8 protein-coding genes are annotated in these 12,339 nt (G+C 71.6%); 2 read left to right on the plus strand and 6 right to left on the minus strand.

Features of this window, described 5'->3' with window-relative positions:
• The first annotated feature begins 223 nt into the window (after positions 1-223).
• Positions 224-784 (plus strand): SCO5741 family PH domain-containing membrane protein, encoded by a 561-nt coding sequence (locus tag GL263_RS11595; RefSeq protein WP_182855550.1) that lies wholly within the window; start codon positions 224-226, stop codon positions 782-784.
• Positions 785-856: 72 nt separating this feature from the next.
• On the opposite strand, the gene GL263_RS11600 is transcribed toward GL263_RS11595, so the two are convergent.
• The 6 genes from GL263_RS11600 to eccD form a co-directional block, all read right to left on the minus strand.
• Entirely contained in the window at positions 857-1,303 is a 447-nt protein-coding gene (locus GL263_RS11600) for a tetratricopeptide repeat protein (protein ID WP_182855551.1), read from the minus strand.
• A 10-nt stretch (positions 1,304-1,313) separates the two neighbouring features.
• A complete protein-coding gene (dapB, locus tag GL263_RS11605) occupies positions 1,314-2,072 on the minus strand; it encodes a 4-hydroxy-tetrahydrodipicolinate reductase (RefSeq protein WP_182855552.1) in 759 nt (252 codons plus the stop codon).
• Between the two features lie 57 nt (positions 2,073-2,129).
• Positions 2,130-3,527 (minus strand): M16 family metallopeptidase, encoded by a 1,398-nt coding sequence (locus GL263_RS11610; protein ID WP_182855553.1) that lies wholly within the window; start codon positions 3,525-3,527, stop codon positions 2,130-2,132.
• Positions 3,524-5,758, minus strand: coding sequence for a polyribonucleotide nucleotidyltransferase (locus GL263_RS11615; RefSeq protein WP_182855554.1), 2,235 nt, complete (start codon positions 5,756-5,758; stop codon positions 3,524-3,526). Before GL263_RS11615 ends, GL263_RS11610 begins: the two co-directional genes overlap by 4 nt.
• A 266-nt stretch (positions 5,759-6,024) precedes the next feature.
• Positions 6,025-6,315 (minus strand): 30S ribosomal protein S15, encoded by a 291-nt coding sequence (gene rpsO / locus GL263_RS11620; protein WP_143648183.1) that lies wholly within the window; start codon positions 6,313-6,315, stop codon positions 6,025-6,027.
• Positions 6,316-6,549: 234 nt separating this feature from the next.
• A complete protein-coding gene (gene eccD, locus GL263_RS11625; protein WP_182855555.1) occupies positions 6,550-8,019 on the minus strand; it encodes a type VII secretion integral membrane protein EccD in 1,470 nt (489 codons plus the stop codon).
• 323 nt (positions 8,020-8,342) lie between these two features.
• Between eccD and eccCa the strand changes: the two genes are divergently transcribed.
• Positions 8,343-12,290 (plus strand): type VII secretion protein EccCa, encoded by a 3,948-nt coding sequence (eccCa, locus tag GL263_RS11630; protein ID WP_182855556.1) that lies wholly within the window; start codon positions 8,343-8,345, stop codon positions 12,288-12,290.
• The last annotated feature ends 49 nt before the right edge of the window (positions 12,291-12,339 follow it).

Here is a 12,339-nt window from a genome sequence, read left to right on the forward strand (position 1 = left end):
GTCGTGGTCTCCGGGCTGGTCGGGTCGCTGCTGCTCGGCATGCCGGCGCTCGACGTGGAGCAGCAGCGGGACCGGGTGCAGCAGCAGGAGCAGGCCGGTCAGAGCCGCTGACCGGCACGCCGTGTCGGCGCCCGGCCTGGTGAGGCGGCAGCGGGCCGGATAGCCTCACCTGCCACAGGAGTCGTTCCTGTCCACGAGATCAACCCGTGAACGAGGATCCGCCGTGCCCATGTCCTTCCTGACGGCCGATGACGATCTGCGCGACCACGCGCGCCCGGCCGAGGAACCGTTGCCCTACGAGGACCGCGGCCGGTGGCGGCGCCCCTACCGGCCCGGACCGTGGCGCGTGGCCGGTGCCGCGCTGCTGCTCCTGCTCTCCGCCTATCTGCTGGTCTCCGCGCTGATCATCGTGCTCGCGGGCACCCTCAGGGGCGGCGCGGTGTGTCTGGCGGCCGCGGCGGTGGTGATCGCCTGCGCGCTGCGGGTGCTGCGCGTGGGGATCTGGGTCAGCTCGCACGGGCTGCGGCAGGTGGGCCTGCTGTGGACCAGGACGCTGCCGTGGGCCCAGGTGGCCTCCGTGCGGACCGTCCAGCAGCCGGTGCGGTGGCTGGGACTGCCGCGCGGCGTGCAGGGGCAGGCGCTGGTCGTCCGCCGGCAGTCAGGTCAGGCGCTGCGGGTGCTGCTGACCGACCACAGCGCGGACTTCCTCTCCCGGCCGGAGGCCTTCGACCGCGCCGCCGACGTGCTGGAGGCGTGGGCCGAGGAGCACCGGCCCTCCTCCTGACGGGTGACCCGTCCCCCGGCCGGGCCGGGGGACGGGTCCCAAGCCGTTCGCAGGCCGCCGGCCGTGCGGCTGTCAGCCGTCGGCCGTGCGGCGCAGCGTGATCGCGCGCTGCATGGCCTTGCGGGCGCGCGGGGTGTCCCGCGCGTCGTGGTAGGCCACGGCGAGCCGGAACCAGCTGCGCCAGTCGTCGGGGCTGGCCTCCGTCTCGGCCTTGCGGCGGGCGAAGACGGCGTCGGCGGACGCCTTGTCGACACGCCCGCTGGGCGTGCGCTCCAGTTCGTCCACCGGGAGCCCGCCCTCGGCCTCCAGCTCCCTGGCCAGCCGGCCCGCCCGGTGGGCGAAGGCCGTGCTCTGCCACAGGAACCACAGGCCGATCAGCGGCAGCACCAGCACCGCGACGCCGAAGCCGACGGTGACCGGGGTGCCGTACCGGATGAGCGCCACGCCCCGGCCGCCGACCAGTACGAAGTACACGCACAGGACGGCGGCGAGGACGAAGTAGGTGATCTTCGCGCGCATGCCCGGTGCCTCAGCCGTCCAGGTCGAGGAAGTGCTCGAGCCCGAAGGTGAGTCCGGGTGTCTCCACGACCCGCCGGACGCCGAGCAGCACGCCGGGCATGAAGGAGTTGCGGTGCAGGGAGTCGTGCCGGATGGTCAGCGTCTCCCCCTCGCCGCCGAACAGCACCTCCTGGTGGGCGATCAGGCCGCGCAGCCGGACCGCGTGCACGGGGACACCGTCGACGTCTGCGCCGCGGGCGCCGTCCAGTGCGGTGCTGGTGGCGTCCGGCTGGGGCGGGCAGCCCGCCTCGGCCCGCGCGGACGCGATGAGCTGCGCGGTGCGCACGGCGGTGCCGCTCGGCGCGTCCGCCTTGTTCGGGTGGTGGAGCTCGACGACCTCCACCGACTCGAAGAAGCGGGCGGCCTGCTGCGCGAAACGCATGGTGAGCACGGCGCCGATGCCGAAGTTCGGGGCGATCAGCACGCCGGTGGAGGGCGAGTCGGCCAGCCAGCCGCGCAGGGTGGTCAGGCGCTCGTCGGTCCAGCCGGTGGTGCCGACGACGCCGTGCACCCCGTTGCGGACGCAGTACTCGAGGTTGTCCATGACCGCGTCGGGGTGGGTGAGGTCGACGGCGACCTGCGCGCCGGCCTCCGTCACGGCCTCCAGCCGGTCACCCCGGCCGAGGGCGGCGACCAGTTCGAGGTCGTCGGCCGCGTCCACGGCCTTGACGGCCTCGGAGCCCATTCGGCCCTTGGCGCCGATCACTGCGACGCGCAGCGGCTTGCTCATCGTGGTGCTTCCTTACTTCTACGGGCGGGCTGGTACGAGAAGCTGTGCGACGGGCCGTCAGGCGACCGCCTCGTCGAGCCGGGCGGCCTGCTTGTCGGTGAGCGGGCCGATCACCGACAGGGACGGCCGCTGGCCGAGCACCTCGGCGGCGACCTCGCGGACGTCCTCGGGGGTGACGGCCGCGATCCGGGCCAGCATGTCGTCGACCGACATCTGCTCGCCCCAGCACAGTTCGCTCTTGCCGATGCGGTGCATGAGCGCGCCGGTGTCCTCCAGGCCGAGCACGGTCGAGCCGGAGAGCTGTCCGACCGCGCGCCGCAGCTCGTCGTCGGGCAGGCCGTGTGCGGCGACCTGTGCCAGTTCGTCGCGGCAGATCTTCAGCACGTCGCTCACCTGGCCGGGGCGGCAGCCGGCGTAGACGCCGAAGAGGCCGCAGTCGGCGTAGCCCGAGGTGTAGGAGTACACCGAGTAGGCCAGGCCGCGCTTCTCCCGTACCTCCTGGAAGAGCCGGGAGCTCATGCCGCCGCCGAGCGCCGCGTTGAGCACGCTGAGGGCCCAGCGGCGCTCGTCGGTGCGGGCCAGGCCCGGCATGCCGAGTACGACGTGCGCCTGCTCGGTGCGCCGGTCGAGCAGTTCGACGCGGCCGGCGGTGCGGACGCGGCGGCTGCCGGCGCGCGGCGGCACCGGCACGGCGTCCTCGTTCCGCAGGGCGCCGGCCTGCTCGAAGGCGGCGCGCACCCGTCGGACGACGGTGTGGTGGTCGATGTTGCCGGCGGCGGCGACCACCAGGTGGGTGGGGTCGTAGTGCTTGCGGTAGAAGCGGGCGACGCGGTCCCGGGTGAGCGCGTTGACGGTGTCGACCGTGCCGAGCACGGGGCGGCCCAGCGGGGTGTCGCCGAACATGGTGTGCGCGAACAGGTCGTGCACGCAGTCGCCGGGGTCGTCCTCGGTCATGGCGATCTCTTCGAGGATCACGCCGCGCTCGGCGTCCAGGTCCTCGGCGCGGATCAGCGAGCCGGTGAGCATGTCGCAGACCACGTCGATGGCCAGCGGCAGGTCGGTGTCGAGGACCCGGGCGTAGTAGCAGGTGTACTCCTTGGCGGTGAAGGCGTTCATCTCACCGCCGACGGCGTCCAGCGCCGCCGAGATGTCCAGCGCGCTGCGCCGCCTGGTGCCCTTGAAGAGCAGGTGCTCGAGGTAGTGGGTGGCGCCGCCGAGCGCCGGCGTCTCGTCGCGGGAGCCGACGTGCACCCAGATCCCGAAGGTCGCCGAGCGTACGGAGGGCAGCGTCTCGGTGACGACGCGCAGGCCGCCGGGCAGCACCGTCTTGCGGACCGTGCCGATGCCGTTGCTGCCCGCGAGCAGCGTGCGGGTGCTGGCGCGGCGCGGGTGACGGGCGACGGCCCGCCCCACCGTGTCGGTGGGGCGGGCCGTCGAACGGGACGGGTGCGTCACTTGTCGGTGTCGTCCTTCGCCTCGCCGTTGTCGGCGGCCTTCTCGCCCTCCTCGTCCTCCAGGACGGGGATCAGGGAGAGCTTGCCGCGCTGGTCGATCTCGGCGATCTCGACCTGGACCTTGTGGCCGACGCCGAGGACGTCCTCGACGTTCTCCACGCGCTTGCCGCCGGCGAGCTTGCGGATCTGCGAGATGTGCAGCAGACCGTCCTTGCCGGGCAGCAGCGAGACGAACGCGCCGAAGGTGGTGGTCTTGACGACCGTGCCCAGGTAGCGCTCGCCGACCTCGGGCATCGTCGGGTTGGCGATGCCGTTGATCGTGCTGCGGGCGGCCTCGGCGGCCGGGCCGTCGGCGGCACCGATGTAGATGGTGCCGTCGTCCTCGATGGTGATGTCGGCGCCGGTGTCCTCCTGGATCTGGTTGATCATCTTGCCCTTGGGGCCGATGACCTCACCGATCTTGTCCACGGGGATCTTCACGGTGATGATCCGCGGGGCGTTCGGGGACATCTCGTCGGGGACGTCGATGGCCTCGTTCATCACGTCCAGGATGTGCAGACGCGCGTCGCGGGCCTGGTTGAGGGCCGCGGCGAGGACGGAGGCCGGGATGCCGTCCAGCTTGGTGTCGAGCTGGAGGGCGGTGACGAACTCGCGGGTGCCGGCGACCTTGAAGTCCATGTCACCGAAGGCGTCCTCCGCACCGAGGATGTCGGTGAGGGTGACGTAGTGCGTCTCGCCGTCGATCTCCTCGGAGATCAGGCCCATGGCGATGCCGGCGACCGGCGCCTTGAGCGGCACACCGGCGTTCAGCAGGGACATGGTGGAGGCGCAGACCGAGCCCATCGAGGTGGAGCCGTTGGAGCTCAGCGCCTCGGAGACCTGGCGGATCGCGTAGGGGAACTCCTCGCGCGTCGGCAGGACCGGCACGATGGCGCGCTCGGCGAGCGCTCCGTGGCCGATCTCGCGGCGCTTGGGGGAGCCGACGCGGCCCGTCTCACCGGTGGAGTAGGGCGGGAAGTTGTAGTTGTGCATGTAGCGCTTGCGGCTCACCGGGGAGAGGGTGTCCAGCTGCTGCTCCATGCGCAGCATGTTGAGCGTGGTGACGCCGAGGATCTGCGTCTCGCCGCGCTCGAACAGGGCCGAGCCGTGCACCCGCGGGATCGCCTCGACCTCGGCGGCCAGGGTGCGGATGTCGGTGACACCGCGGCCGTCGATGCGCTTCTTCTCCTTGATCACGCGCTCGCGGACCAGCTCCTTGGTGAGCGAGCGGTACGCGGCGGAGATCTCCTTCTCGCGGCCCTCGAACTGCGGCAGCAGCTTCTCGGCGGCGAGCGCCTTGACGCGGTCGAGCTCGGTCTCCCGCTCCTGCTTGCCGGCGATGGTGAGCGCCTGGGCCAGCTCGTCGCGGACGGCGGCGGTCAGCGCCTCGTACACGTCGTCCTGGTAGTCCAGGAAGACCGGGAACTCGCCGGTGGGCTTGGCGGCCTTGGCGGCGAGGTCGGACTGGGCGCGGCAGAGCACCTTGATGAAGGGCTTCGCGGCCTCCAGGCCGGCGGCGACGACCTCCTCGGTCGGCGCCTGGGCGCCGCCCTTGACCATCTCGACGGTCTTCTCGGTGGCCTCGGCCTCGACCATCATGATCGCGACGTCACCGTCGGGCAGCACCCGGCCGGCCACGACCATGTCGAAGACGGCGTCCTCAAGCTCGCTGTGCGTCGGGAAGGCGACCCACTGGCCCTTGATGAGGGCGACGCGGGTGCCGCCGATGGGGCCGGAGAAGGGCAGGCCGGCGAGCTGCGTGGAGCAGGAGGCGGCGTTGATCGCGACCACGTCGTAGAGGTGGTCGGGGTTGAGCGCCATGATCGTCTCGACGATCTGGATCTCGTTGCGCAGGCCCTTCTTGAACGAGGGGCGCAGCGGGCGGTCGATCAGCCGGCAGGTGAGGATGGCGTCCTCGGAGGGGCGTCCCTCGCGGCGGAAGAAGGAGCCGGGGATCTTGCCGGCGGAGTACATCCGCTCCTCGACGTCGACCGTGAGGGGGAAGAAGTCCAGCTGGTCCTTGGGGTTCTTGGACGCGGTGGTGGCCGACAGCACCATGGTGTCGTCGTCCAGGTACGCCACGGCGGAACCGGCGGCCTGCCTGGCCAGCCGTCCCGTCTCGAAGCGGATGGTGCGGGTGCCGAAGGCGCCGTTGTCGATGACTGCCTCGGCGTAGTGGGTCTCGTTCTCCACCAGTGTTGTCTCCTCGTCTGCGCCGGCCGCGCGTGTCGCGGCCGGCTCGTACGGTGGAGCGCTCCCTGTGCGGGCCGGTCTTCGATCGAAGCACCCGGAAGTCGTTCCGTCCGAGTGCCACTACCGAGGACCGGCGTCGGGCGCGCCCCGCCTCATGTTGTAGCTCGTGATTCAGCTGTGGGACCAGACTACAAAGGTTCCGGTCACCGTGAGGTACGACGAAGGGAGCGGCCCCCGGTCCTGGGAACCGCTCCCTCCATCATCGGTCAGCGGGCGCCGGCCGCACCCCGGCGGATGCCGAGGCGGTCGACCAGGGCGCGGAAGCGCTGGATGTCCTTCTTCGCCAGGTACTGCAGCAGGCGGCGGCGCTGGCCGACGAGCAGCAGCAGACCACGGCGGGAGTGGTGGTCGTGCTTGTGGGTCTTGAGGTGCTCCGTCAGGTCGGTGATCCGACGGGTGAGCAGCGCCACCTGGACCTCGGGGGAGCCGGTGTCACCCTCCTTGGTGGCGAACTCGGAGATGATCTGCTTCTTCGTGGCGGCATCGAGGGACGACACGCGTACTCCTTGGGTTTCCTCGCCCTTGCGGGCAGCCACCGAGTGCCCCTGGTCTTGGCCACAGGGGAGCTTCCGTTACTCGGGAGGCGGGGATCCGCTGAGCGCTTCCTCCAGAGGGATCTCCGGGGGCGCGTACACAAACGGCCGCCCCTAGAGTACACGAGGCCCCGGACGGCCCCGCGCCGACCGTCGCCCCGCCGTGCGGGAGCTCCGCCCCGGCGGGGACACGGGTCCCTAGCTGGTCATGGCGCGGGCGGCGGCGTAGACGTCGAGGACGGCCAGGCACAGCGGGACGAGGGAGAGCAGCACCGCGCCCTCGAAGATGTCCAGCACCCTCCCCCAGAAGGGTGACAGACCCTTGTTGGGGACGATCAGTCCGACGGCGACGAGCACGGCCGCGCCCAGCGCGATGCTGCCGGAGAACCAGACGGTGTGCACGTTCAGCGGGCCGCTGTCGCCGTCCCGGTAGAGCGACTGGAGGGCCTCCACCGGCGGGTCCAGGGTGATGCCGAGCAGCAGGAGCAGGACGGTGACCAGGCCGCCGACGAGCAGGCAGGCGACCTGGGAGGTGTAGTCGAAGAGGCGGGCCCGCAGCATCATGGCGATGCCGGCGGCCAGCGCCAGCAGCTGGGCCCAGCCGTTGTCGGAGAAGCCGAGGATGACGCCGGCGGCGACGGCGACCAGGGCGGAGCAGCCGGCGACGAGGCCGAGCAGCAGTTCGTGGCCGCGGCGGGCCTGGGCGGCGATCCGCACCGAGTCGACGGCCTCGTCCTGGGTGCGCTTGCCGTCGTCGTAGTCGCGGCCCTGGGCGATCTGGTCCGGGGAGCGGTACCCGATGGGCAGCCGGGCGAACCGCGCGGACAGTCCGGGCAGCCAGGCCACCAGCGCGATGCCGACGACGGCGGTCACGGCGGCGACCTCGCGCGGCGGGGCGTCGGTGAGGATGCCGACGAAGGTGGCGAGGGTGCCGGCGGCGGCCAGGAACGCGGCGGCGACGAACGGCGAGTCGCCGTACGGCAGCAGCGCCACCAGCAGCACGGAGGCGATCAGGACGACCACGCAGCCGACGAGGAAGTGGAGTCGTCCCGGCCCTTCCCCGCTCTCGGTGCCGAAGACGCCGGAGCCGGCGAGCAGCAGGTGCGGCAGGGAGGCGAGGCCGAGCGCGATGGAGGAGTTGCGGTCGTCGTAGATCCGGGCCCGCACGCCGGCCAGGGCGACCAGGGTGACGCCGGTGACGGCGGCGATGACGCCGGGCAGGCCGTGCATGTCGCGTTCGACGGGGTTCGCGAACCACAGCACAAACGCCATCATCGAGAGCAGCAGCACACCGGCGGTGAGGCCGGCGGCGTTCATCAACTCGTCGCTCCAGCGGCGGCGGTTGCGCTTGACCGCCGAGGAGACGGCGTCCGACACGTCGTCGAAGACGGCCGGCGGCAGCGACTCTGCGAACGGGCGCAGCAGCAGCACGTCCCCGTCCAGGATGCGCTGTTCGGCCAGTGAGCGGCCGGCGTCGAGCACCGTGCCGTCGCGGCGGACGAGGTGGTAGCCGGTGGGGCTGCCCTCGGGTTGCACCTGGCCGGAGAGGCGCAGGATCTCCGGGTAGATGTCGACCAGTGGCACGTCCTCGGGGAGTGCCACGTCGATTCGTGCGTCCGGCGCGGCAACGGTGACCCGGCAGAAGCCGGTCCCTGCGGTCGTACTCACCTGGCGGAGCCCCCTCGTCCGGTGCTGCGGTTCTGTCCGCTGTTCTCTGTCGCGTGTTCTCTGTCGCGGCTTGTCTGTGAAGTTGTCTGTGAAGTTGTCTGCACGCCGTCAGGGATAGGCGGCGGCGGAGCGTCAGCGTACCGTCGACGAAGGCAATGGCCCCACCCGCCCCTGGGGTTGTCCCCGGTCAGTAGGATCACGGCCCAGTGCCAACCCCGCCCGCGTCGGTCGGTGTCCGGACCCGCCGGGGCGGTTGCCACTGGGAGACCGTTCAACCACGGGGGCGGTCCGAACTGCGAGATGCGTGAAGGACTGGTGCGCCGGTGAGCGTGATCGTCGTCAAGCGCCCGCCTCGGGCTCTTCCGCCCGACGTGCCGAGCGAGGAGGTGACGCTCGAGGCCCCGCCCGAGATCCCTCGCGAGGGCGACAACAACATGCTGATGAACCTCCTGCCCATGCTGGGCATGGGAGGTTCCGCGGCGTTCTTCTTCATGCCGGGCATAGGCAACCCGTTCATGAAGGTGATGGGCGTCATCATGCTCGGCTCGACGCTGGCCATGGTCATCGCCCAGATCGTCAAGTCCCGGCAGGGGCCGTCGGGGCAGATGAACCAGGAGCGTCAGGACTACCTCAAGTACCTGTCGCAGAAGCGGCGTGAGGTGCGGCGCACGGCGCACAAGCAGCGCGACGCCCAGCTGTTCCTGCATCCGAGCCCGGACCAGCTGTGGTCGATCGTCGCCGAGGGTCGGCGGGTGTGGGAGCGCCGGTCCTCCGACGGGGACTTCGCGCAGGTGCGGATGGGCCTGGGCCCGCAGCAGCTGGCGACCCCGCTCAAGGCTCCCGAGACCGCGCCGGTGGACGAGCTGGAGCCGCTGACCGCGCACGCGATGAAGCAGTTCCTGTCCGTGCACGGCACGTTGGACGGGCTGCCGCTGGCCGTGTCGCTGCGCGCCTTCTACCACATCACCGTCTCCGGCGACCCGGACACCGTGTACGGCACCTCCCGCGCGGTGCTGGCCCAGCTGTGCACGCTGCACTCGCCGGAGGACCTGACGGTCGCGGTGGTGGCCGCGCCGGGCGCGCTCGAGGAGTGGGAGTGGGTCAAGTGGCTGCCGCACGTGCAGCACTCGTCGCTCGACGGCGCCGGCACGCGGCGGCTCGTCGTCGAGGATCTGGGCGAGGTCGAGGAGTTGCTGGCCGACGACCTGGAGGGGCGGGGCCGGTTCAACCCGCAGGGCGCGCCGGTCGCCGACGCCCCGCACGTGGTCGTCGTGCTGGACGGCGGCGGGGTTCCGGCGGACTCGGTGATCGCGGGCGCCGACGGCCTGCAGGGCGTGACGATCCTGGAGGTGGTGCCCGGCGACCTGGACGAGCTGCGCAGCTCGCTCGCCGTGCAGGTGGCGCCCGGCAGGCTGACGCTGGAGTCCTCCAGCGGCGCGGTGTACACGGGGGAGCCGGACGTGCTGTCCGTCTCGGAGGCGGAGGCGCTGGCGCGGCAGCTCGCCCCGCTGCGCGCCGGTTCCGCCGACGGCGACGAACCGCTGCTGGCCAACCTGGACTTCACCGACCTGATGAACATCGGCGACGCCGGCTCGGTGGACGTCTCCCGCACCTGGCGGCCGCGCACGCTCCACGAGCGGCTGCGGGTGCCGATCGGCCTCGGCCAGGACGGCCAGCCGGTCATGCTGGACGTCAAGGAGGCCTCGCAGGAGGGCATGGGCCCGCACGGCCTGTGCGTCGGCGCGACCGGTTCCGGCAAGTCGGAGCTGCTGCGCACGCTGGTACTGGGCCTCGCGGTCACCCACTCGTCGGAGACGTTGAACTTCATCCTCGCCGACTTCAAGGGCGGCGCCACGTTCACCGGCATGTCGGACATGCCGCACGTCGCCGCCGTCATCACCAACCTCGCGGACGACCTCACCATGGTCGACCGCATGCGCGACGCGATCACCGGCGAACTCCAGCGCCGGCAGGAGCTGCTGCGGTCGGCGGGCAACTACGCCAACATCACCGACTACGAGAAGGCCCGGGCGGCCGGCGCCCCGCTGGAGCCGCTGGCCTCGCTGGTGATGGTGCTCGACGAGTTCTCCGAACTCCTCACCGCCAAGCCGGACTTCATCGACATGTTCATCCAGATCGGCCGTATCGGCCGGTCGCTCGGCGTGCACATGCTGCTGGCCTCGCAGCGGCTGGAGGAGGGCAGGCTGCGCGGCCTGGACACCTACCTCTCCTACCGGATCGGTCTGCGCACCTTCTCCGCCGCCGAGTCCCGCGCCGCGATCGGCGTGCCGGACGCCTACCACCTGCCGAACGTGCCCGGCGCCGGCTACCTGAAGTACGACACCGAGACGATGGTGCAGTTCAAGGCCGCCTACGTGTCCGGGCCCTACCGGTCCGGCGGGGGCGGCGGCGGGGGCGGCGGCGTGCGCACCGACAAGCTGCCCGTGCTGTTCACCGCCGAGTCCGTGGAGCGGCACCTCATCGAGGAGCCGGAGCTGGAGGAGGTCCCGGAGCAGGAGGACGACGCGCTCGCCGACACCGTCCTGGACGTCATCGTCCAGCGCCTCCAGGGACAGGGCCCGCCGGCACACCAGGTGTGGCTGCCGCCGCTGGAGGAGTCCCCGTCGATGGACCGGCTGCTGCCGGCGCTCGCCGTCAGCCCCGAGCGGGGCGTGCACGCCGCCGAGTACACCGCGCAGAGCAAGCTGATCGTGCCGGTCGCGATCGTGGACAAGCCGTTCGAGCAGCGCCGCGACGTCATGTACCTGGACTTCTCCGGCTCGGCCGGCCACGGCCTGGTCGTCGGCGGCCCGCAGTCCGGCAAGTCGATGATCATGCGCACCCTCATGGCCGGGTTCGCGCTCACCCACACCCCCTACGAGGTGCAGTTCTACTGCCTCGACTTCGGCGGCGGCGGCATGCTCGCCTTCGAGGGCCTGCCGCACGTGGGCGGCGTCGCCACCCGCCTGGACGCGGAGAAGGTCCGCCGCACGGTCTCCGAGGTCGTCGGCATCCTCAACGCCCGCGAGGAGTTCTTCCGCGACAACAGCATCGACTCCATGGGCACCTTCCGCCAGCGGCGCGCCGCCGGCCAGTACCCCGACCAGCCCTGGGGCGACGTCTTCCTGCTCATCGACGGCTGGGCGACGTTCAAGACCGACTACGAGATGATGGACCCGGTCATCCTGGACATCGCCAGCCGCGGTCTGGGCTTCGGCGTCCACCTCGTCATCACCTCCGCTCGCTACACCGAGGTGCGCCCGGCGCTCCGCGACCAGCTGCTGAACCGGGTGGAGCTGCGGCTCGGCGACCCGATGGAGTCGGAGTTCGACCGCAAGCGGGCCGAGAACGTGCCGACCGGCCAGCCGGGACGCGGCCTGTCCCCCGACAAGCTGCACTTCCTGTCCGGCCTGCCGCGCATCGACGGCTCCAGCAACACCGAGGACCTCTCCGACGGCATGGCGCACTTCGTCGCCACGGTCGCCGAGCACTGGACCGGACAGCCGGCACCGAAGGTGCGGATGCTGCCGACCATGCTGTCCGTCAACGAACTGCCGCCCGGCGGCGCGCACCCCGAGCGCGGCATCGCGTTCGGCGTCGACGAGACGACGCTGTCGCCGGCGTTCATCGACTTCGAGAACGACCCGCTGTTTGTCGTCTTCGGCGAGAGCGAGTCGGGCAAGTCCTCCGTGCTGCGGCTGCTGGCCAAGCAGATCGCCGAGCGGTACAGCACCGACAAGGCGCTGATGGTCGTCGCCGACTACCGGCGCGCGCTGCTGGGCGAACTGCCCGACAGCCACGTCTACAAGTACTGCGCGGCGGGACCGCAGCTGCAGGAGGTGCTGACCGGGCTCGCCGGCTCGCTGGGCCGCCGCATGCCGGGCCCGGACGTCACCCCCGAACAGCTCCGCAACCGCAGCTGGTACGACCTGCCGGACGCGTTTGTCATCGTCGACGACTACGACCTGGTGGCCAGCGGCGCCAACCCGCTCAACCCGCTGCTGGAGTACCTGCCGTTCGCCCGCGACGTCGGCCTGCGGCTCATCCTCGCCCGCAGCTCCGCCGGCGCCTCCCGCTCCTCCTTCGAGCCGGTGATGCAGCGGACCAAGGAGCTCGGCGCGCAGGGCCTCATCCTCTCCGGCGACCCCGGCGAGGGCCCGCTGATGGGCAACTTCAAGGCGACCAGGCTGACACCCGGACGCGGCCAGTTCGTCACCCGCAAGGGCGGCGGCCAACTCGTCCAGACCGGCTGGCTGCCGCCGCGGAGCTGAAGCCTGGCCGCCGCCAGAATCGCGGCCTAGCGGCCACTCGTCCTCAAGC

The organism is Streptomyces durbertensis, assembly GCF_014156695.1.
In the GTDB taxonomy this organism is placed as follows: Bacteria; Actinomycetota; Actinomycetes; order Streptomycetales; family Streptomycetaceae; genus Streptomyces; species Streptomyces durbertensis.

Bases quoted from the DNA above. Each gene is read 5' to 3' on its own strand.
- GL263_RS11600 (WP_182855551.1), bottom strand. From the start codon at position 1,303: ATGCGCGCGAAGATCACCTACTTCGTCCTCGCCGCCGTCCTGTGCGTG.
- dapB (WP_182855552.1), bottom strand. From the start codon at position 2,072: ATGAGCAAGCCGCTGCGCGTCGCAGTGATCGGCGCCAAGGGCCGAATG.